This is a genomic window from Streptomyces sp. NPDC051822, from assembly GCF_044452745.1.
In the GTDB taxonomy this organism is placed as follows: domain Bacteria; phylum Actinomycetota; class Actinomycetes; order Streptomycetales; family Streptomycetaceae; genus Streptomyces.
Genome location: NZ_JBITBZ010000001.1, coordinates 921,698 through 943,294, shown reverse-complemented (window position 1 = coordinate 943,294; position 21,597 = coordinate 921,698). Strand labels below are relative to the sequence as shown.

The 21,597-nt window shown below is 73.4% G+C and carries 15 protein-coding genes; 3 read left to right on the top strand and 12 right to left on the bottom strand.

What is annotated here, in order from left to right; all coding sequences use genetic code 11:
* Positions 1-2: 2 nt before the first annotated feature.
* The 11 genes from ACIA8N_RS04270 to ACIA8N_RS04220 form a co-directional block, all read right to left on the bottom strand.
* Complete coding sequence (locus tag ACIA8N_RS04270; protein WP_399415626.1) at positions 3-2,642, bottom strand: tetratricopeptide repeat protein; 2,640 nt, start codon at positions 2,640-2,642, stop codon at positions 3-5.
* Positions 2,639-3,916, bottom strand: coding sequence for a hypothetical protein (locus tag ACIA8N_RS04265; protein ID WP_365778130.1), 1,278 nt, complete (start codon positions 3,914-3,916; stop codon positions 2,639-2,641). Before ACIA8N_RS04265 ends, ACIA8N_RS04270 begins: the two co-directional genes overlap by 4 nt.
* Positions 3,917-3,974: 58 nt before the next feature.
* Entirely contained in the window at positions 3,975-5,012 is a 1,038-nt protein-coding gene (locus tag ACIA8N_RS04260) for a glutamate ABC transporter substrate-binding protein (RefSeq protein WP_365778132.1), read from the bottom strand.
* An 11-nt stretch (positions 5,013-5,023) separates the two neighbouring features.
* On the bottom strand, positions 5,024-6,451 hold the full coding sequence (locus ACIA8N_RS04255; RefSeq protein ID WP_399415624.1) for a hypothetical protein: 1,428 nt from the start codon (positions 6,449-6,451) through the stop codon (positions 5,024-5,026).
* 297 nt (positions 6,452-6,748) lie between these two features.
* Positions 6,749-7,723, bottom strand: a complete 975-nt coding sequence (locus tag ACIA8N_RS04250) for a BadF/BadG/BcrA/BcrD ATPase family protein (RefSeq protein ID WP_365778134.1) — start codon at positions 7,721-7,723, stop codon at positions 6,749-6,751.
* Positions 7,714-8,979, bottom strand: coding sequence for a 6-phospho-beta-glucosidase (locus tag ACIA8N_RS04245; protein WP_365778136.1), 1,266 nt, complete (start codon positions 8,977-8,979; stop codon positions 7,714-7,716). The genes ACIA8N_RS04250 and ACIA8N_RS04245 overlap by 10 nt, the downstream gene beginning before the upstream one ends.
* A 7-nt stretch (positions 8,980-8,986) precedes the next feature.
* The gene (locus ACIA8N_RS04240; RefSeq protein WP_365778138.1) at positions 8,987-9,880 is read right to left on the bottom strand and encodes a carbohydrate ABC transporter permease; all 894 of its coding nucleotides are present in this window, start codon (positions 9,878-9,880) and stop codon (positions 8,987-8,989) included.
* A gap of 3 nt (positions 9,881-9,883) precedes the next feature.
* Complete coding sequence (locus tag ACIA8N_RS04235) at positions 9,884-10,882, bottom strand: carbohydrate ABC transporter permease (protein ID WP_399415621.1); 999 nt, start codon at positions 10,880-10,882, stop codon at positions 9,884-9,886.
* A 19-nt stretch (positions 10,883-10,901) separates the two neighbouring features.
* On the bottom strand, positions 10,902-12,239 hold the full coding sequence (locus ACIA8N_RS04230) for an ABC transporter substrate-binding protein (RefSeq protein WP_365778140.1): 1,338 nt from the start codon (positions 12,237-12,239) through the stop codon (positions 10,902-10,904).
* A 114-nt stretch (positions 12,240-12,353) separates the two neighbouring features.
* Positions 12,354-13,568 carry an ROK family transcriptional regulator gene (locus ACIA8N_RS04225; RefSeq protein WP_365778142.1) on the bottom strand — a complete coding sequence of 405 codons (1,215 nt, stop codon included), beginning with the start codon at positions 13,566-13,568 and terminating at the stop codon, positions 12,354-12,356.
* Positions 13,569-13,773: 205 nt separating this feature from the next.
* Positions 13,774-14,868 (bottom strand): mechanosensitive ion channel family protein, encoded by a 1,095-nt coding sequence (locus tag ACIA8N_RS04220; RefSeq protein ID WP_399415619.1) that lies wholly within the window; start codon positions 14,866-14,868, stop codon positions 13,774-13,776.
* 249 nt (positions 14,869-15,117) lie between these two features.
* Here ACIA8N_RS04220 and ACIA8N_RS04215 point away from each other — a divergent pair, with 249 nt between their 5' ends.
* Complete coding sequence (locus tag ACIA8N_RS04215) at positions 15,118-15,681, top strand: HNH endonuclease (protein WP_030555638.1); 564 nt, start codon at positions 15,118-15,120, stop codon at positions 15,679-15,681.
* A gap of 94 nt (positions 15,682-15,775) precedes the next feature.
* Here ACIA8N_RS04215 and ACIA8N_RS04210 read toward each other — a convergent pair whose 3' ends face one another.
* A complete protein-coding gene (locus ACIA8N_RS04210) occupies positions 15,776-18,982 on the bottom strand; it encodes a beta-N-acetylglucosaminidase domain-containing protein (protein WP_365778146.1) in 3,207 nt (1,068 codons plus the stop codon).
* Positions 18,983-19,232: 250 nt separating this feature from the next.
* Between ACIA8N_RS04210 and ACIA8N_RS04205 the strand changes: the two genes are divergently transcribed.
* Positions 19,233-19,478 (top strand): hypothetical protein, encoded by a 246-nt coding sequence (locus ACIA8N_RS04205; protein WP_030555635.1) that lies wholly within the window; start codon positions 19,233-19,235, stop codon positions 19,476-19,478.
* 1 nt (position 19,479) lies between these two features.
* The gene (gene malQ / locus ACIA8N_RS04200) at positions 19,480-21,573 is read left to right on the top strand and encodes a 4-alpha-glucanotransferase (RefSeq protein WP_365778148.1); all 2,094 of its coding nucleotides are present in this window, start codon (positions 19,480-19,482) and stop codon (positions 21,571-21,573) included.
* The last annotated feature ends 24 nt before the right edge of the window (positions 21,574-21,597 follow it).

Here is a 21,597-nt window from a genome sequence, read left to right as displayed (position 1 = left end):
CCTCACACCCACGTCCGGGGGCGGAAGCGGTTGGCCCGCTCCACCAGTTCGATCCTCTCCTCGCCCCGCTGGGCGAGCCGGGCCAGCACCCGGTACGAGCGTTCGAGGCCGAAGCGCAGTCCGCGCTCGTCCAGTTCACTTCCGAGCAGCAGCGCGCCGCCGCCCGGTTCCGCACCGGGACTCCCGGAGAGTACCCAGTCGAGGGCCGTTCCGAGCACCTCCACCGACAACTGCTCCCGGCGCACCGCGTCCAGACCGAAGCCCTGGAGCGCGGAGACCTGCGCCGCGGCCGCCGTCAGATCGGCACCGAGCGGCTCCCACGCCGGGCGCCGCCGCAGCCGCGCCCGCACGGTCGCCACGCGGGCCGCCGTGTAGTGGATCGAGGCCTCCGGTACGGACTCCAGGGTCGCGACGGCACCGGTGCGGTCGCCCGCCGCGAGCCGCACCCTGGCGAGCCCGAAGGCCGCGCTGACGAAGCTCGGGTCGGTGGCCCACACCAGGCGGTAGTACTCGGCGGCGTTGTCCAGCTGACCGAGCACCTCGGCGCAGATCCCGAGGGCCAGCTTCGGGGCCGGCTCGCCGGGGAAGGCGTCGTAGACCGCGTCGAAGGCGAGCGCCGCGTGCTCGTGGTCGCCGGTCACCAGAGAGGTGACGCCCCGGTACCAGACGACCCGCCAGTCGTCCGGGTCACGCTGCTCGATCCCGGCGAGCGTCCGCACGGCGGAGGGCAGGTCGCCCAGCTCCAGCTGGGCCCGCAGGGTGCGCAGCCACAGCTCGGCGGAGGCCACGGGCGCGGCGTGGAGCGCGGCGAGCAGCTCGCCGGGAGCGGCGGCGGCGAGACCGGCGAGGAAGCCGGCGTTGGGATCGCCCGGGTCGACACGCGGTACGGGCAGCGCGAGCGCGGTGGCGGGCGTGTCGAGCGGCGCGAGCAGCTCCCCGAGCCCCGGACCGCGGGACGGCGCGGTACCGGGGCCGCCCCCGGCAACACCTCCAGCAACAGCCCCGGGACCGGCACCCGGAACAGCCCCGGGACCGGCACCCGGAACAGCCCCGGGACCGGCACCCGGAACGCCCCCAGGACCGACCGCGGGCGCCTTTCTCCCACGCTTCCGCGCCCCGAGCAGCGACACGTCCTCCGTCAGCTCGGCGAAGAGCGCCGTGTCCGTGACCCGGACCTCCGTGCCGAACAGCGTCGAGAGCGCCGGGCGAGGCCGCCCCGACTGGAGCGCCACGACCTCCCGCAGCACACCCGTCAGCTGCTCCGCCATCTCCTGCGCGGAGGCGAACCGGCGCGCGGGATCGGGGTCGGTGGCGCGGACCAGGAAACGGTAGAAGGACTCGTACGTCCGGAAGACCGCGATGTTGTCTGGGTCGGGCAGCGAGTCCACGAAGACGTTCGTGTAGCCCTGGAAGTCGAAGGTCATCACGGCGAGGGTGCGCGCCACCGTGTACAGGTCGCTCGCCACCGAGGGGCCCACCTCGGCCACCTCCGGCGCCTGGTAGCCGACCGTGCCGTAGATCGCGGACTCCTCGTCGTCCATCCGCCGGACCGCGCCCATGTCGATGAGCTTGAGCTGGTCCTCGGACTGGATGGCGTTGTCGACCTTGAAGTCGCAGTACAGCAGGTTCCGGCTGTGCAGGTGCCCGAGCGCCTCGAGGGCCTCGATCCCGTACGCGCAGGCCTGCTCGACCGGCAGCGGATCGCGCCGCCCGTCCGGGGTCCGCCGGTCGTTGGCGATCTCCTTGAGCGACTTGCCGCCCACGTACTCCATGACGATGTAGCCGTCCAGGGAGCCGGTGCGCTGGTCGAGGTGCTCGACGAAGTTGTAGATGCGGACGATGTTGGAGTGCTCGATCTCGGCGAGGAAGCGGCGCTCGGAGATCGCGGCGGCCATGGCGTCCTGGTCGCCGGTGTCGAGCAGGCCCTTGAGGACGACCCACCGGTCGGAGACGGCCCGGTCGACGGCGAGGTAGATCCAGCCGAGGCCGCCGTGCGCGAGGCAGCCCGCGACCTCGTACTGGCCGTGGACGATGTCCCCGCCGCGCAGCTTCGGCACGAAGGAGTACGGGTGCCCGCACTTGGTGCAGAAGCCCTCCGTACGGCCCTGCCGGTCACCCCGCGAACGCCCCACGGGCGCGCCGCAGTCGGAACGGGAGCAGAATCGCTTCCGCTCGGGAACCTCGGGGTTGTCCATCACCGCGCCCCGCGGGTCGGGACGCGGGACCTCCGGGATCGACACCAGGCCCGCGCCGAGCCGGTTCCTGGCGGACTGGCCGGTCGACGAGCCCGAGCTGCGCACCGACACCGAGCGGGACGTGGAGGCCCCGGAGAGCGAGCGGGAGAGCCGTCCGGAGACCGAGCGGCGGGACGTGGACGAACGAGACGAGCGCGAGGAGGCCCGCGAGGACGCCCGCGAACTGCTGCGCGAGGAGCCGGAGTCCGGCCCCCCGACACCCGCACCCGTACCGGTGCCCCTGCCGGGCACGGCCACCCCCGTCGGCGTCGAGCCGATGAGCCCTCCGGGCGCCACCACCGGGGCGAGCCCGCAGGTGTCGCAGTACAGCTCACCGCCCCCCATGTCCTCGTACGCGCCCTCGCACGAAGGACGCTGACAGCTCCCCACGCCCGTCTCCCCGCTCACCACTGTCGTCCTCCCGCGTCTCTCGGGCCGGACAGTACGTCCGCCGCCGCCTGCTGGTAGCGCAGCACGGCCTGTTCCGCCACCCGCAGATCGCAGGGCGCGCTCCACAGCATCCTGCGGGCCGCGTCGTACCGCTCCACGAGCAGCGGGTCCTCCGCCGCGCCGAGGCGCGCCACCTTCGCCTTGTACGCGTCGAGCCGGCCGCGCAGCTCGGCCCGGACCGCGAGCGGCGCCGTGACCGCGGTCAGCGACTCCCGCGCACGCAGCAGTTCGTCCTCAGCCTCCCGCTCCAGGGACTCCAGGAGCGGCGAAAGCCGGTGCCACTGGGCGTGCCTGCGGTACTCCGCGGCGGCGGCCAGCCGTTCCTGGAGCACGAGCGAAGGCCCGCTGACGGCCGGCACCTCCGAGGCGGCGATCTTCGCGAGGACCTCGCCGCGCGCGGCCCGCGCCTCGGCGAGCGTACGGTCCGCCCGCGAGAGCACGTCCCGCAGCCGCAGGAGCCGGTCCTCGGAGTCCTGCCGGACCGCGAGCACCGCCTCGATCTCGCGCCGGATGTCCTCGAGGGCCAGGGCGGCCCGGTCGTACCGCACGGTGTCGGGCCTGCCCCCGCCGGGCGCCGAACTGCCCGCCGCGGGACGCCAGAAGGCCAGCGGATCGGTCACCACCTGGGTACGCAGCAGGGTCAGCTCGGCCGTGATCTCCTCGAGCTCGTCCCCTGCCGGGTGCTCCCCCGGCCGCACGCCCACCGAGTGGGCGAGCGAGCGCGTGCGGCCCAGCTCGGCCGCCAGCAGGTCTATCCGGGCGGGCAGCGCCGACCAGACGGCGTCCGCGGTGACCACCAGGTCGAGCGAGGACGCGTACAGCTCGTTCATCCGCCTGACGAGGCCCTCCAGGCTGAACCGCTCGGAGAGCAGCCCCTGCTCACCTGCGCCGCCCGCGACGACGACGCTCTCGCCGCGCAGCCGCTCGGTCAGCTCCACGAGCTCGTCACGGCCGGGCCAGCGGCGCCGGGCGCGCAGCTCGCGGGCGTCCCGCAGGGCGCCCGTGTACACGTCGAAGCAGGTCCAGAGCAGGGTGATGGTCCGCTCGGCCGCGGCCCAGCGGTCCCGGGTCGTGCCGGTCAGCTCGGCCCCTTCGAGCAGCCTGCGGCCCGCGTGGTCCTGGAGCGCGAGGAGCGAGTCCTCGATCGCCTTGTGCTCGGCGCCGAGCCGCGCCAGCGCACGGTCCACCTCGTCCCGGTCCATCACCGGCCCAGGGGGTCCCGTGACGCCCATCGATCACCTCTTCCGCCGCGCGTACAGGGGCTGCTGCATGCCGTGTTCCCCGGCCGGGTCACTTGTACAGGGGGGCGGGCGGCCCGGTTATGCCGGGCAGGTCCGCCTTGAGCCAGTGCTTGTACGCCTCCTGCCACGGCCCGTTGCGGTAGTTCACGAGGACGTGGTTGACCCGGCGGACCAGGTCGTCGTTGCCGAGTTTCGCGGCCACCCCGTAGAACTCGGTGGTGAACGGCCGGCCCTTCAGCTCGACCGCCGGGTCCTGGGCGGCCTGGCCGGCCGCGAGGGCGTTGTCGGTGACGACGGCGTCGACCTCGCCCAGCTGGAGCCTGGCCAGACAGTCCAGCTGGTTGGGGACGGTCAGCAGGTCCTTGTCGTCCTTGGTGCCGTCGCCGTCGTCCTTGAAGACCGCGCCGAAGGAGTTCTTCTCCAGGGCCTCGTAGGCGGTGGAGCCCTCGGCGGTGCAGACCCGCTTGCCGCGCAGCGAGGAGTCGTAGCCGGTGATGTCCTTGGCGCGCTTGGGCGCCAGGACCTGCTGCCCGGCCTGGAAGTAGGCGGTGGAGAAGGCGACCTGCTGGATCCGCCTGCAGTTGATCGTCATCGTGCGCACGACGAGGTCGATCTTGCCGCTGTCCAGGAGGGCGATCCGCTGGTTGGTCGGGATCGCCCGGAAGATGACGGCGTTCTCGTCGCCCAGGATGTCCTTGGCTATCGCCCGCGCCAGGTCGATGTCGAAGCCCTCCAGGACGCCCTTCTCCGGGTTCCGGTAGCCCCAGCGGAAGCTGGACTGGTCGACGCCGACGATCAGCTTCCCGCGGTCCTTGACGGCCTGGATCGCCGGGCCGTCGGCCGTCGAGGGCCGCAGGGACGCCTCCGGGTTCTCGCAGGTGTCCGCCTTGACCTGGACCCCGGTGCCGACGCCGGGTCCGGCCCCGTGCGTCCCGGGCGCTGCCGCCGCGCCGCCGGCGTCGTGGGCCAGCGGAAGAAGGGTGAGCGAGGCGGTGAGCCCGCAGGCCACGGCCATGGCGGCCACCCCGCCCCAGCCCCGGAACCGCATGGCTGCCCGCCGCACCAGCGGGTACGTGCCGTTCGGCATCCCGCCCCCTCTCACCGGTACTCCGACAGTCTGCGGTTGATGCCGAGCACGGCGCCCGCCGCGCCGAGGATCCCGAGGGCCGCCGCGCCGAGGGGCAGCGCCGTCAGCGCGTCCCTGGCGTTCCCGGCGGAGAGGGTGAACTCGTCCTGCTCGTGGTCGAGGGCCTTGTCCAGGGCCGCGTCGACCTGGTCGAAGGACTGGCCGGTCGTCTCCTTCGGGCCGACGATCCGGCCGAGGGCGCCTTCGAAGTCGCCGGCCTCGTCCTTCGCACGGGCGTCCTTGTGGCGCTTCTGCCACTCGCCGGTGCGGGAGGCGGCCTCGTCGACAGGGGTGCGGCCCTGGTCGTCGTCGGCCCGTCCGCGCGCCGTGGCGAGCGCGGTCGTCAGGGCGCCCATGCTCGCCGCGTACTCGGCCTCGTACTTGTCGTTCCTGCCGTCCTCGGTGAGGACGGCGCCCCGGGCGACCAGGGTCAGGTTCTCGTTGGCGCGAGCCGTGAGCGAGCTGATCCGGGCGGTGTTGAGGACCTGGAGGGACTCCTGCCCGTGGGTCCGCGCGCTGTCGAGCCCGGCCCGGGCGACCGTGTGCGCGGCGAGGAGCCAGATCGTGACGACCACGGTCGCGGCGGTGGCGGCGAGCAGGCCGTGGTTGAAGACCCGGTGCGTCCTGGCGTAGTTGCGGCGCTGGGCCCAGACGAGGACGGCGAGGGTGAGGAGGCCGAGGCCGAGGGAGAGGAACGGCCACGTACGGGCCGACTCCTCGTCCTCCTGGAGCCGTACCGTCTCCGCCGCGTACAGCCGCTCGGCGGCGGGCAGCAGGGTGCTGGTCATCTGCTGGTTGGCGTACCGCAGATAGGCCCCGCCCAGCGGGAGGCCCTGCCGGTTGGCGGCCCGCGCGCGCTCGACGAGACCCGTGTAGCGGGGGAGTCCCTCGTTGAGGGTGGCGATCTCGCGGGCCGACTCGCTCGAACCCTCGGTGCTCGCCGCGGCCTTCACGAGGAGCTTGGCGGCGGTGGCGATGTCCAGGTCGTACCGCGCGCGTGAGTCCGCGGGCTCCAGGGTGCCCGCGAGGAAGCCGCTGGCGGCGGTGGTGTCGGCGTCGGCGAGGGAGCGGTAGATCGCGGCGGCGTCGGCGGACAGCGGCTGGCTGCGGCTGACGACGTCGTCGGCTGCGGTGGCCCGGTCGTCGACCTGGAGGGCGGTGACGGCTCCGAACGCGACGACGAGCAGCGCGAGTACGGCCCCGAGGATCTGGAGCCGGCCGGGCTCCGTCGTCGTGGCGACGCGCAGCTTCTCCCGGCCCACGGCCCAGGCTCCGCGTCCCGCGGGCGGGGCGGCGGCGGGCGGGGGCGACGGCTGAGCGGGCACCCCGGCCGGGCGTGCGGGCGCGGGAGCCGTGCTCCGCGCCGCCGAGGCGGCGGGCGCGTTCGGCGGGTGTGTCACTGGACCTCCCCCTCGGTCGCTGACGTCGGCCGGTCCTGCCGGTGCTCCGGTGATCACCGGACCGTTGGACGACCACCCGGCCAGCAGTATGGCCTCAGGGGGCCGCCCGCACACCGGTATTGACTCGATCTTGTTCTTATCGTGCCGTATGCCTCCGGCACATCCCCAGGCGAACCCCCTCACTCTGAATACGTCCCCGGGCGGTGATCGGTTCCTGGCCGGACGTCGCTCGAACAGGTGAACGTGCGAGGGGGGTGCCCCTCCACAGCGGAGAAGCGCCCCCACGATCCGCCTCGTTCAGCCTCCGTAGTGCCCCCGCAGCCGGGCCGCCGCCTCGGGACCCGCCGCCACCTCGTCCAGGGCGAGCAGCCCCGCCCCGAGGACCGGCGGCGCCGTCACGAAGCCGATGACGGCCTTCGGCGCCCGTTCGCCGAGGAGTTCGCGGATCCGCGCCTCCAGCTGCGGGTGCCGGGCGGCGAGCACGCTGCCGCCCAGCATCACCGGGGCCTCCTCGTCGAGGAGACCGAGCCGCCCGAGCGCGACCGCCGAGAGGGCGACGACCTCCTCGGCGAGCCGGTGCACCAGGGCCAGGGCGACCGGGTCGCCGGCCGCGCTCACCCGGAACAGCACGGGCGTCAGCTCGTGCCGCCGCTCGAAGGGGACCCGGCCCAGGTGCAGCGCCTCGATCAGCGCGTACATCGTCTCCAGCCCGAAGTGCGCCGGCAGCGCGTGCGCGAGCGCGGTCGGCTCACCGCGCCCGTCCTCGGCGCGCGCCGCGAACCAGAGCGCCTCCTCGGCCAGACCGCTGCCGCCGCCCCAGTCGCCGGAGATCTTCCCGATCGCGGGGAAGCGCGCGGTCCGTCCGTCCGGGGTCATCCCGACGCAGTTGATCCCCGCCCCGCACACCACCGCCACACCGCGCGGCTCGTCGATCCCCGCCCGCAGGATCGCGAAGGTGTCGTTGTGCACCCGTACCGACCGGCTCCAGCCCCTGCCGAGGACCTCGGCCCGGAGCGCGGTCTCCTCGACGGGCAGGTCGGCGTTGGCGAGACAGGCGGTGACATGGTCGAACGCGGCGGGGACACCGGCCTCTTCGCACGCCCGGCCGACGATCTCCGCGAGCGCGTCGACCGCCGCCGTCACCCCCACCACAGGCGGCTGGAACCCGCCGCCGCGGGCCGCGCCGAGGACGGTGCCGTCCGCGCCGAGGACCGCGACATCGGTCTTGCTGTTGCCGGCGTCGACGGCGAGGACGGTTCCGGTCATGCCCACGCGAGGTGCTCCCGGTTGTGCGCGATCAGCCGGTCGGTGAGCCCGTCGGCGTACGCGTACTGCCCCACCAGCGGGTGTGCGAGCAGCGCCTTGAACACCCGGTCCCGCCCACCGCGCAGCGCCGCCTCCAGAGCCAGATCCTCGTAGGCGGTGACGTTCGCGATCAGACCGGCGTACAGCGGGTCCACCGGCGCGGCCGGCAGCGGCGTGGCGCCGTGCGCGCCCACCGCGGCCTGCGTCTCGATGACGGCGTCGTCCGGCAGGAACGGCAGCGTGCCGTTGTTGTACGTGTTGACCACCTGGTACGGCGAACCGCCCCCGCCGAGGAGCGCCGCCGCCAGGTCCACGGCCGCCTCCGAGTAGAAGGCGCCGCCGCGCTTGGCGAGCAGGGCCGGCTTCTCGTCGAGCGCCGGGTCCCCGTACATCTCCAGGAGCTCCTTCTCCATCGCGGCGACCTCGGCGGCCCGTGAGGGCTTCGTGCCGAGTTCCCGCACCACCTCGTCGTGCGCGTAGAAGTACCGCAGGTAGTACGAGGGGACGACGCCGAGCCGGTCGAGGACCGGGCGCGGCAGGCGGAGGTCGTCGGCGACGGCGTCGCCGTGCTCGGCGAGCAGCCGGGGCAGGACGTTCTCGCCCTCGGGGCCGCCGATCCGTACGGCGCGCTCCCAGGTCAGGTGGTTGAGCCCCACGTGGTCGAGGTGGATCTCCGACGGCGCCACACCGAGGAGCTTGGCGAACTTCCGCTGGAAGCCGATGGCGACGTTGCACAGGCCGACGGCCTTGTGCCCGGCCTGGAGCAACGCGCGCGTGACGATGCCGACGGGGTTGGTGAAGTCGATGATCCAGGCGTCCGGGTTGGTGCGCCGGACCCGCTCGGCGATGTCCAGGACGACCGGGACCGTCCGCAGCGCCTTGGCGAGGCCGCCGGCGCCGGTGGTCTCCTGGCCGACGCAGCCGCACTCCAGCGGCCAGGTCTCGTCCTGCAGACGGGCGGCCTGTCCGCCGATCCGCAGCTGGAGCAGGACGGCGTCGGCGCCCTCGACCCCGGCGTCGAGGTCGGTGGTGGTGACGATCTTCCCCGCGTGGCCCTGCTTGGCGAAGATGCGCCGGGCGAGGCCGCCGACGAGTTCGAGCCGCTCGGCGGCCGGGTCGACGAGGACGAGTTCGGTGATGGGCAGGGTGTCGCGCAGGCGCGCGAATCCGTCGATGAGTTCGGGGGTGTAGGTGGAACCGCCCCCCACGACAGTGAGCTTCATGGTCGATTCAGCCCTTCACTCCGGTCAGTGTGACTCCCTCGACGAACGCCTTCTGGGCGAAGAAGAACACGAGGATCACGGGGGCCATGACCAGTACGGTCGCGGCCATGGTCAGGTTCCAGTCGGTGTGGTGCGCGCCCTTGAAGGACTCCAGGCCGTAACTGAGCGTCCAGGCAGCCGGGTTCTCGGAGGCGTAGATCTGCGGCCCGAAGTAGTCGTTCCAGCAGTAGAAGAACTGGAACAGGGCCACGGCGGCGATGCCGGGCTTCGCCATGGGGAGGACGATCCGGATCAGGGTGCGGAAGTCGCCGCAGCCGTCGATCCGAGCGGACTCGATGTACTCGTTCGGGATGGTCATCAGGAACTGGCGCAGCAGGAAGATCGCGAAGGCGTCGCCGAAGGCCATCGGGATGATCAGCGGCCACAGCGTGCCGGAGAGGTCCATCTGCTTCGCCCAGAACAGGTACATCGGGATGATGACGACCTGAGGCGGCAGCATCATCATCGAGATCACGAGCAGCAGGGACAGGTGCCGGCCGCGGAAGCGGAACTTGGCGAGCGCGTACGCCACGGGGACCGAGGACACCACGACGAGGACGGTGCCGAGGCCCGCGTACAGCAGCGAGTTCCGCCACCAGGTGAGGAAGCCCTCCGTCTCGAAGACCCGGACGTAGTTGTCCCAGTGCCAGGAGTTCGGGGTCAGGTCCGGGGTGAGTGCCTGCTGGTCGCTCATCAGGGAGGTGAGGAAGACGAAGACGAACGGCAGCACGAAGAAGAGCGCGGCGGCGATGCCGAGCGAGTGGACGGCGATCCAGTGCAGCAGCGCCTTGCGGCGGGCGGTCTTCCCGGCCGGGCTCGGCGCGGTCCCGGCGGGAAGGTCGCGTACGGATGTGGTCGTCATGGTTCAGTCACCCGAGCCGATCAGGCCGCCGCGCCGGCGCATGAGGAGCGCGGTGAAGGCCATGGAGAAGGCGAAGAGCACCAGCGCCACCACACAGGCCGCGCCGTAGTTGAACTGGCTGAAGCCGAGGCTGTAGACGAGCTGCGGCAGGGTGAGCGTGGAGTCGTCCGGGTAGCCGGGATGGAAGACCGCTCCGGAGCCGCCCATCTTCCCCGAGGCGACCTTGGCGGCCACGATCGGCTGGGTGTAGTACTGCATCGCGCCGATGATCCCGGTGACGACCGCGAAGAGCACGATCGGCGAGATGTTCGGCAGGGTGATGTAGCGGAACCGCTGCCACGCCGACGCGCCGTCCAGCTCGGCCGCCTCGTACTGCTCCTTCGGTACGTCGAGCAGCGCGGCCATGAAGATGACCATGAGGTCGCCGACGCCCCACACGGCGAGGACGGTGAGGGCGGGCTTGGCCCAGTCGGCGTCGTTGAACCAGGAGGGGGCGGGGATGCCGACCGCCTCCAGGAGCGAGTTGACCGGTCCGGTCCCGGGGTTGAGCAGGAAGACGAAGGCCAGTGTGGCGGCCACCGGCGGTGCCAGGTACGGCAGGTAGAAGAGGGTGCGGAAGACTCCGGCACCCGTCTTGATCTTGGTGATGAGGAGCCCGACGCCGAGGCCGAAGAGCACCCGGCAGGAGACCATCACGACGGCCAGCCAGAGGGTGTTCTGCATCGCCGGCCAGAACTTCGGCAGGTCGGAGAAGACGTACGTCCAGTTCTCCACGCCCCGCCAGGCCGGCGCGTTGAGGCCGTCGTACCGCATGAACGAGAAGTACAGCGTGGAGATCAGCGGATAGGCGAAGAAGAAGCCGAATCCGATCAGCCAGGGCGACATGAACAGCGCGGTGCGCAGCGCGTTGCGCCGGCGCTTCGACCGCAGGGTGTTCCGTCCCTCCGGGGAGGCGGCGGCCGGGGCCGTCGCCTCCTTCGCGGGCAGGGTGTCCGTGCTCATGGGTGTGTTGTCCCGGCCGTCACTTCGCCGCGGCGATGTCGCGGTCGATCTGGGCCGCCGTGTCGGCGAGGCCCTTCTTCAGGTCCGTGACCTGGCCCTTCTCGTACTTGTGGGCGAGGTCGGAGAGGGTCTCCTGGTAGGTGGCGCCGTTCACCGCGCCGGCCATGGTGGTCGACTCGGGGTGCTGGGCGATGTCCAGGAAGGTCTTGAAGCTGTCGTCGAACTTCAGGTTCGGCGACTTCAGCGCCTCCAGGGTGGAGGGGACGTTGCCGATGTCGTTGGCGAAGCTCACCACGGCGTCGGTGTCCGTGGTCATGTACTTGATCAGTTCCCAGGCCGCGTTCTGCTTCTTGCTCTGCGGCGCGATGCCCATGATGGTGCCGGAGAGGTAGCCCTTGCCGTACTCGGCGACCTCGTCGTCGGCGACGGGCATCGGCGCGACGCCGACCTCGAAGCCGACCTTGGCCTCCTTGAGGAAGTTCAGCCGCCACTCGCCGTCCAGCTGCATGGCGACCTGGCCGGTGTGGAAGGGGTGCTTGGCGCCCCACTCGTCACCGAAGGTCGTGCGGTACTTGTCGAGCTTCTTGAAGCCACCCAGGGCGTCCACCAGGGACTTCTGGTAGGTCATCATCTCGGCGAAGGCCGGGTCCTTGGCGACGTTCGACTTGCCGTCCGCGTCGAAGTACGTGTGGTCCCACTGCGACATGTAGTGCTCGACGACGGTCTCGTAGCCGAGGTAGTTCGGCATGAAGCCGAGCTGCTCGTACGAGTCGCCCTTGGACTTGGTGAGCTTCTTGGCGACCTCGGTGAACTCGGACCAGGTCTTCGGCGGCGCCTTGATACCGGCCTTCTCGAAGGCGTCCTTGTTGTAGTAGAGGCCGTACGCGTCGGAGAGCAGCGGCAGCGTGCAGCGCTTGCCCTCGAACTGCGTGTACTCCTGGAGGACCTTCGGGAAGGTCTTGTCGAGGTCCAGCTTGGACTTCTCGATGAACGGCTTGAGGTCCGCGAGGGCGCCCGAGGCGCAGAACTTGCCGACGTTGGAGGTGGTGAAGGAGGAGACGACGTCCGGTCCGTTCGAGCCGCCCGCGCGCAGGGCCTGGCCCAGCTTGTCGTCGTTGATGTTGCCGACGACCTTCACCTTGATGTTCGGGTGCGCCTTCTCGAAGCGGGCGACGTTGTCCTGGATCGCCTTGACCTCGGCGGGCGCCGACCAGCCGTGCCAGAAGGTGATGGTCGTCTCGGCCTTGGGGTCGTCGGAGGACGCGTTGTCCGCGGAGCCGGTACAGGCGGAGGCGAAGAGGGCTATCGAGGCGGTGGCGGCGAGCGCGGCGGCTGCTCTGCGCGGGCGTACGGGCATGACGGTGTCTCCCTGGGCGGGTTTCGGGCGTACGGGGCGGACGTACGGGTCGGGCGTACGTTTCGGGCGAAGGTTTCGGGCGAGCGTTTCGGGCGGACGGAGGAGCGGGGACGGTCAGCGCGAGGTGTCGAAGACCTCGTCGCGCGTGACGGCGAGGGCGCTTTCGAGGGCGCCGCGCAGGACGGGCCGTACCGGGACGGCGGCGAGGACGAGCCGTGGCCGGGAGGCGGCGAGGTCGGCGAGTTCGGACTGCACGCGGGCGCGCAGGGCTTCGCCGCCGGCGACGAGGACGTCACCGGACAGCACGATGAGTTCGGGGTCGAGGACCGCGACGATCGAGGCGAGGCCGGTGGCGACGCGCTCGGCGTACCGGTCGAGCAGCTCCGCGTACCGCGGGTCGTCGCCGTGCGCCTCCGCGGCGTGCGCGAGCAGCCGCGACGCCACCGGTACGTACGGCTGCTCGGGCGTCTCGATCCCGGCGGCGCGGGCGATCCGGGGCACGGACTGGACGCCCGCGAGCTCCTGGTAGCCGCCGGAGTTGGCCTTGGTGACCTGGCGGACGAGCGGAGTGCCGGGCACCGGCAGGAAGCCGACCTCGCCGGCGCCGCCGGTGAAGCCGCGGTGGAGCCGCCCGCCGAGGACGAGGGCGGCGCCGAGGCCCTCCTCGTTCCACAGCAGGACGAAGTCGGCGTGGCCGCGGGCGGCGCCGACGCGCTGCTCGGCGACGGCGACGAGGTTGACGTCGTTCTCGTACTCGAACGGCATGGGCAGCACGGCGGCCAGCTCGTCCAGGAGCGTGGGGGAGTGCCAGCCGGGCAGGTGGGAGGCGTACCGCAGACGCCCGGTGGCCGGGTCGAAGGCACCGGGGGTGCCGATGACCAGGCGCCGGACGTCCGCGCGGGTGATGCCGGCCGCCTTGACGGCCCCGTCGAGGGCCTCGGTGACCTGGCGGACGACGCCGGAGGCGCCGCGGCCGGGGGTGCGGAGCTCGTACTCGCCGACGATCTCGCCCGTGATGTCGGCGACGGCGGCGTGGATGCGGAACTGGTTGACGTCGAGTCCCGCGGCGTACGCGGCCCGCGCGTTCACCGCGTAGAGCTGGGCGTTGGGTCCCGGCCGGCCTTCGGTGGTGCCGGTGGCGACGACGAGCCCGGCCGCTTCGAGGCGGGCGAGCAGCTGGGACGCGGTCGGCTTGGACAGGCCGGTGAGCTTGCCGATCCTGGTGCGGGAGAGCGGGCCGTGCTCCAGGAGCAGGTCCAGGGCGGCCCTGTCGTTCATGGCGCGCAGGACGCGCGGTGTGCCGGGTGTTCCCGGAGTCGTACCGGCCATGACGGTCGCACCTGCCTTCGAGTACCACTGAGCCCCACTGAGCAGCACCCAGCAACACCCAGCAACACTGCCCACACTGTTAGGAAAGTTTCCTATTCGGTGGGAGGAAAATAAGGCGGCCGTCACCGGGGCGTCAAGACCCGGGAACGCGAGACGCCCCCGACGGCAACCGAAGCGTTACCTGCGGGGGCGTCCTGCTGTGGCGCTACTTGTTGAGGTCCGGCTTCGGCAGCGGGGTCGCCGCCGCCGACTGCGGCGAGGTCGCCGAGGCGAACGCCGAAGGCGCCGCCATGCCCGCGGTCGGATCGGCGGCCTGCTCCTCGGCCGGCGCCGGGAGCCCGCCCACGATGCGGATGCCGGCCTCGTCCAGGCCGCGCTTGATGCGCCAGCGCAGCTCGCGCTCCACACCGAGCGCCTGGCCCGGCATCGTCTTCGCCGAGACCCGGAAGGTCATCGAGTCGAGCAGCACCTCGTTCAGACCGAGGATCTCCACCGGGCCCCAGAGGCGCTCGTTCCACGGCTCCTCCTTGGCCATGGAGTCCGCCGCCTCGGAGATCACGGACCGCAGCTGCTCCAGGTCCTCCGTCGGCCGGACCGTGACGTCCACGCCCGCCGTCGCCCAGCCCTGGCTGAGATTGCCTATCCGCTTGATCTCGCCGTTGCGCACGTACCAGATCTCGCCGTCCACGCCGCGCAGCTTCGTCACACGCAGGCCCACCTCGACGACCTCGCCGGAGGCCACGCCCGCGTCGACCGAGTCACCGACCCCGTACTGGTCCTCCAGGATCATGAAGACACCCGACAGGAAGTCCGTCACCAGGTTCCGGGCGCCGAAACCGATCGCCACACCGGCCACACCGGCCGAGGCGAGCAGCGGCGCCAGGTCGATCTTGAACGCGCCGAGGATCATCAGCCCGGCCGTACCCAGGATCAGGAACGACGCCACCGAACGCAGCACCGAACCGATCGCCTCCGAGCGCTGCCGGCGCCGCTCGGTGTTGACGAGGAGACCGCCGAGGGCCGTCCCCTCCACCGCCTGCGCCGATCGGTTCATCCGCTCGATCAGCTTCGTCAGGGCGCGGCGGACGGCCATCCGGAGCAGCAGCGCGACGACCAGGATCAGCAGGATGCGCAAGCCGGTGTTCAGCCAGGTGGACCAGTTCTCCTCCACCCAGCTCGCCGCACTCGTCGCCTTCTCGGCCGCCTCGTCCAGGGTCGTCGGAAGGGGCTCGGGCTCGGTGGCAGCCGCCAGGGCGGACCAGGACACGGAAGACCTCCAGGCATCGCGTACGCAGGCCATCCACAGTAACGGGGCGCCGGGGGTGGTCCCGTTGCCCTGTTCGAGGGAGAGACGGACCTCACCCGGGAAGACAGAAGGCAGACGGAGAAGTCGTCACAGAGAAGACAGACATGCCGATGTGGTCGAGAACACGCGGGGCCCGTCACCCCGATCCCGTTACGTGGTGGCGTTCCGACCAGGCATGAGGAGAGACTGAGAGCAGTTCGTCCCGGCGCGAGCCACGCGCCGCCGGCGTCATAGGAGGCATCCGTGCCGCATGTCCTGGTCCTCAACGCGTCGTACGAGCCGCTCGGCGTCGTACCGCTCCGCCGCGCACTCGTCCTCGTACTGGAGAACAAGGCTCTCTGCCTCGAGGAATCCGGCGCCTTCCTGCACAGCGAGACCCAAGTCGTCCCCGCGCCCAGCGTGGTGCGGCTGAAACGCTTCGTGCGGGTCCCCTACCGGGGGCCCGTTCCCTTGACCCGCAGGGCACTCTTCGCCCGTGACGGCGGGCGCTGCATGTACTGCGGGGCGGTCGCCACCAGCGTCGACCACGTCATCCCCCGCAGCCGAGGGGGCACGCACGCCTGGGACAACGTGGTGGCGGCCTGCCGCCGCTGCAACCACGTCAAGGCCGACCGCCACCTGCGCGAGATCGGCTGGCGGCTGCGCCACCAACCGGCCCCGCCGACCGGCCTGGCCTGGCGGATCATCGGGACCGGACACCGGGACCCCCGGTGGCTGCCGTACCTCCAGCCGTACGGTGCCGAGGACGTGATGGCCCGGATCGACTCCGTCGCAGAAGCCCCCGTGCGGGCGCTGACGACGGGTTGAGCCGGGCCTTTCGCGTACGCGGGGGCCGGCGCGGGCGCACGCGCGCGGGCCCTTCGCGTACGGGGCCGGCCACGGCCCGGGAGCGGCGTGCCCGTCAGGGGGCGGGCCGCTCCTCCGGCGTGTCCGCGGGCGGGGTCACCGGCTCCTCCGGCGGGTCCTGCGGCGCCACCGCGTAGGTCTCCACCGACCAGAGCGAGTAGCCGTACGGGGTGGCCCGCGTCTCGCCCTGCACCCGCAGGAAGCGCGTGTCCGCCGCGTCCATCCGGACCGACTCCCGGCCGCCCCTGCCGTCCGCCACCGTGGCCGCCGTCCGCCAGACGCGCCCGTCGGCCGACACCTGGACCCGGTACCGGGAGGCGTACGCGTCCTGCCAGTGCAGCACCACCTGACCTATCCGGGCCGGTTCGGGCAGCTCCACCTGCCACCAGGCGCCGTCCTCCGCGGGGGACGACCAGCGGGTGGCCGGATCGCCGTCCGCCGCCGAGGAGGCGGGGAAGTCCGGCGTCTCGTCGCCCGACGACGAGGCCGTCGCCGTCCGCGCGAGGTCCGGGCCGGCCGTACGGGGGAAGGCCCGCACCGTCAGGACCCGCTCCTCGCCCGCGAAGGACACGGGCACCCGGTACGCGCCGGCGGGCGCGTCCGGCGCCACCGACACCTCCAGGGGAACGGTCGTCCGCGCACCGCGCTCCACCACTGCCTGCTCCGGCAGCCGCACCGTGACGCCCTTCGGGGCCTTCGCCGTCAGCGGCCCGCGCACCTCGCCCGCGCGCTGCCCCGACAGCTCCACGTCCACCCGCTGGGGCGGACCGCCGATCTCGGCGTCCGTCTCCGTACGGGCCAGGGCGAGGCCCGCCCGCGGCCCGTCCGCGAACCAGGGCACCAGCGAACGCACCTCGGGCGCCGGTCCCTCGCCGTCCCACACCACCCGAAGCGCCTCGGCCCGCAGCCCCTTGAGCTCGGCCTGCGTCCACCCGGACGCCGACAGCGGGCCGAGCGGACGCCAGCCCTCGCCCGGGACATACGCCTCCACGCGCGCGTGGTTCGTGCCCGCGTCCGCGCCCGGCCCACCGGATTCGGCCGGTTCGACCGGTTCGACCGGCTCGGTCATCACCGTCAGGGCCTCCACGGGCCGCGCCCGGTCGAGCCGCACGGTGTACGAGCCGGAGGTGCGGTCGGCGGTGGCCGCCGGGGTGCGGTCGGCGCCCGTCCAGGCCTCGGCCCGGTCCACCGCGCGCGTGAGGAACGGATCCAGCACCCCCGCGCCGACCGTCACCCGGCTCGCCTTCAGGTCCTTCCGCAGCTGTTCGAGGCGCAGCTGCGCCTTCCAGGCCGCCGCTCCGTCACCGGCCGACTGGGCGAGCAGCATGTCGACCGCCGTCTCGCCCGCCAGGCCGTACCGGGAGAGCTGGTCGAGCCAGGGGCCCGTCTCGTCGTCGAGGGCGCCGCCCGCGGTCGCCGCGAGCCGTCCGGGGGCCTGGCGCATCACGGCGAAGGCGGCCCGCAGTTCGCGTGCCGCCTTCGCCCCGCCCGCCCCGTCGCCGCCCGCGCCCGTGCCCGCGGCCGTACGGGTGGCCCAGAAGGCCGCCAGGAGCGGCTTCAGGTAGGCCGATTCGCCCGCCGGGTCGAGGACCGAGGAGGCACCGTTCCCGGCGAGCGCCCGCAGGGCCTCGCGGGCGGCCGGGTCCGGGCCCGCGAGGTCGTCGACGGCCGCCCGCCACGACTCCCGCGGCCGGTAGCCCCGCGGGTTCCAGGCGTAGTCGGCGGTGGTGAAGAGCGGCACGCGGGAGGCCGCGGCCTGCTCCATGGCGTGGGCGAGGAAGGCGGCGGAACCGGCGGCCACGGCCGGCTCCCGCCCCGTGGCGGGGCCGAGGAACAGCCGGTCCTGCGCGTAGTCGTTGACCGGGTAGTTGTCCATGGTGACCAGCGGGTGGCGCAGCGCGCCGCGCGCGCCCGCCAGTTCGCCGCCGGTGATCGTGCGCGGGACGACCCCGACGCCGGTCCACGCCACCCGCACGTCCGCGTCGAGCGCCTCGGCGAGCTTCGTGCGGTAGGCGGTCGCGCCGTCCTGGTAGTACTCCGTCGGCATCACCGTCAGCGGCTCGGCGTCCGGGTGCCGTTCTGCGAGACGGTGGGCGATCGTGTTGGCCACGCGCGCGTGGGCGGCGGCAGCGGCCTCGGGGCCGCGCCCGAAGGTGTCGGCGTCCCGGTCGCAGTGCCACTCGTCGTACGAGGCGTCCTGGAACTGGAGCTGGAAGGAGCGCACCCCGAGCGCCCACATCGCGTCGAGCTTCGCGCTCAGCGCCGTCACGTCGGCGGCCGACGACAGGCACATGGACTGGGCGGGCGCGACGGCCCAGCCGAGCGTCACGTGCCGGGCGCGGGCCCGTTCGGCGAGCGCGCGGAACTCGGCCTGCTGGGCGGCCGGGTACGGCTCGCGCCACTGCACCCCGCGGTAGGGGTCGTCGCCGGGCGCGTACAGATAGCGGTTCTGCTTGGTGCGGCCGAGGAAGTCGATCTGGGCGAGCCGCTGCTCCGCGGTCCAGGGGCGGCCGTAGAAGCCCTCGGTGATCCCGCGCTCGGCCGTTCCCGGCCAGTCGCGGACGACGACCCCGGGGACCTCGCCGCCGGCGCCGAGGAGCTGACGCAGCGTCTGCACGGCGTGGAACAGGCCGTCCTCGCCCACGCCGTCCAGGACGACGGTGTCCCGCCCCTGGAGGCGGCCCGTGGCGAGCCGGTAGCCCCCGTGCGGCAGGTCGACACGGTCGGGCACGCGCAGGGCGGTCAGCGCCGCCCCCGCGGCCTCGCCGGAGGGCCCCGAGGCCCGGAGGACGGGCCCGCGGCCCGGGAGTCCGGTGTGGACGGTCCGCACCCCGGCGGACCGCAGCAGCTCGCGCAGGGCGGCGAGGGCGTACGGATCGGCGTCGTCGTCGGCGAGCAGCGTCACCTCGTCCCCGAGGCGTACGGAGGGCCCGACGGCTGTCAGGGACTGCGGCCGGGGCCAGACGGCGGGAAGCGATGCGGCCGGACGGGCGGGCGAGGCGGTGGGACGGGCGGGCGTGGCGGTGGGACGGGCGGGCGTGGCGGTCGGCGAGGGCGGGGCGCCCGGCGACGGCGAGGCGGTCGACGAGGCCACCGGCGGGGCCGGGTTCCCGGGCGACGGCGGGGCGAGCGGTGTCACGGGCGGGCGCGGCGCCTTCGGAGCCGCCTGCGCCGCCCCCGGCATCACCGCGCCGCCGAGGAGGCCGCCGATGACGGCGGCGGCGACGGCCGTCGCGGTGCGCCTGCTGCGCCCGAGGTGCACGGGATCTCCCTTCGGCCGGTCCGGCCGGTCCAGGGCCTGCGGTCGGTAACGAGTGGGTCACGAGCCCACCACCCGTCGCACTGAGGTGTCAATGAGGGTGGCCGATGTGTCGCCTTTGCCCGGCGAGCCGTCGGCGAGGTGACGTCACTTCGCCACTTTCCGCCGGTAAAACGAGGTGCGGTGGGTAGGGCTCAGTCATTGCCCCAGGTCCCACCTGTCGAGACGAAACCGGGAGACCCCCGTGACCCCCCTGAGCACGACCGCCCACCACCCCGGACGGATACGGATCGCACAGCGGTCGGCCCCGGCCGGCGAACCGCTCACCGGCGAACCGCTCACCGGCGAGCCACTGACCGGTGAGCCGCTGACCAGCGAGCCGCCGCTCCCCGACGCCGCCCCCCTCACCAGCGAACCGCCCCTCACCGTGGCGGCCCCCCTCACCAGCGAGCCCACCGCCCCCGGCAGCGCGGGCGGCCCGGAGTCCCCCGGAGTGTGAAGTGACCCTGGCCCGTCTCGCCGCCCGTCACGGCGTCGCCACCGCCTACAGCCCCTCCGAAGGCGTCACCGTCCCCGTGCCGGACGCCACCGTGGTCGCCGTGCTCGGCGCCCTCGGCGTGGACGCGGCCACGCCCGAAGCGGTCTCCGCGGCCCTCGACGCGGCGGAAAGGGCCGACCGGGAGCGCCTGCTGCCCCCGACCCTGGTCCGGCGCCACGGCGGGGAACCCGCCCGTCCCCCGGCCGGCCTGCCGCCCGGCACCCTGCTCCGGGTCACCACCGAGGACGGCACCGTCGTCATCGGCGAGGACTGGGAGCGGCTGCCCCTCGGTGTCCACACGGTCGAGGCGCAGGCCCCGGACGGCCGCACGGCCACCAGCACCCTCATCGTGAGCCCCGCGCGCGTACCCGGCCCCGAACACCGCACGTACGGGCTCCTCGTCCAGCTCTACTCCCTGCTCTCGCAGCGCTCGTGGGGCATGGGCGACCTCGGGGACCTCCGGGAGCTCGTCACCTGGGCGGGCCGCATCCACGGCGCCGGTTTCGTACAGGTCAACCCGCTCCACGCGGGCGTGCCCGGGGCGCCGAGCGACCCCTCCCCGTACCGCCCCTCCTCGCGCCGCTTCCCTGACCCCGTCCATCTGCGGATCGAGGAGATCCCCGAGTACGCCCTGGTCGGCCCCGAGCGCCGCGAGGAGCTCGACCGGATCCTCGCCGAGGCCGCCGAGCTGCGCGAACGGGTCCTCGCCAAGGGCGCGGCGATCGACAGGGACGCGGTCTGGGAGGTCAAGCGGCGGGCCCTGGAGCTCGTCGTCGAGAGCGTGGAACTCGGCCCCGGGCGCCGCGCCGACTTCCACGACTTCCTCGCCGCGCGGGGCCGCGCCCTGGAGGACCACGCCACCTACCAGGCCCTCGCCGAGCGGCACGGCCACCACTGGCGCGCCTGGCCCGAGGAGCTGCGCGAGCCGCGCACGGCGGAGGCCGTCGTGCGGGACGACCCCGCCCTGTCCGCCCGGGTCGACTTCCACCTGCGGCTCGCCTGGCTGACCGACCGGCAGCTGGCCGACGCCGCCGCGGCCGCCCGGGAGGCCGGGATGGCGGTCGGGATCGTCCACGACCTCGCGGTCGGCGTCCACCCCGAGGGCTCCGACGCCTGGGCCCAGCAGGAGGCCTTCGCGGCCGGCATGTCGGTCGGCGCCCCACCCGACGCCTTCAACGCGCGCGGCCAGGACTGGGGCCTGCCGCCCTGGCGCCCGGACGCCCTCGCCGCCGCCGGCTACGCCCCGTACCGCGGACTCCTCCGGGAACTCCTCCGGCACGCGGGCGCGTTGCGCATCGACCACGTGATGGGTCTCTTCCGGCTCTGGTGGGTGCCGCAGGGCCACGAGCCCACCCAGGGCACATACGTGCGGTACGACGCCGAGGCGATGCTCGCGGTCCTCGTCCTCGAAGCCCACCGCGCGGGCGCCCTCGTCATCGGCGAGGACCTCGGCACGGTCGAACCGGGCGTACGCGAGGAGCTGGCCGGGCGCGGGGTGTTCGGCACGTCCGTGCTCTGGTTCGAGCGGGACTGGGCCGGCACGGGCCGCCCGCTGCCGCAGGACGGCTGGCGCGCCGAGTGCGTGGCCACGGCCACCACCCACGACCTGCCGCCGACGGCCGCGCGGCTCTCCGGCGACCACGTCACCCTGCGGCACCGGCTCGGGCTGCTCCCGGGCGACCTGGAGCGCGAGCGGTCGGCGGACGCGGCCGAGACCGCCGAGTGGCTGGGCCTCTTCCAGCGGCTCGGGCTGCTGCCGGAGGGCCCGGGTGACGAGCAGTCGGAGATCAGGGCCGTCCACCGGTTCCTGCTCGGCACCCCGGCCCGCATGGTGGGGGTCTGGCTGCCGGACGCGGTGGGCGACCGCAGACCGCAGAACCTGCCGGGGACGTGGGACCAGTACCCCAACTGGCGGCTGCCGCTCGCGGGCGCGGACGGGCAGCCGCTCACCCTGGAGCAGCTGGCCGCCTCGCCCCGGGCACACGCCCTGCTGCGCGAGCTGCAGGCCCGAACGGCGGTCGGGAACGTCCGCGCGGGCGCGCCAGGGGGTGTCTGACGCCCGTACGGCACCCCCGGGCGC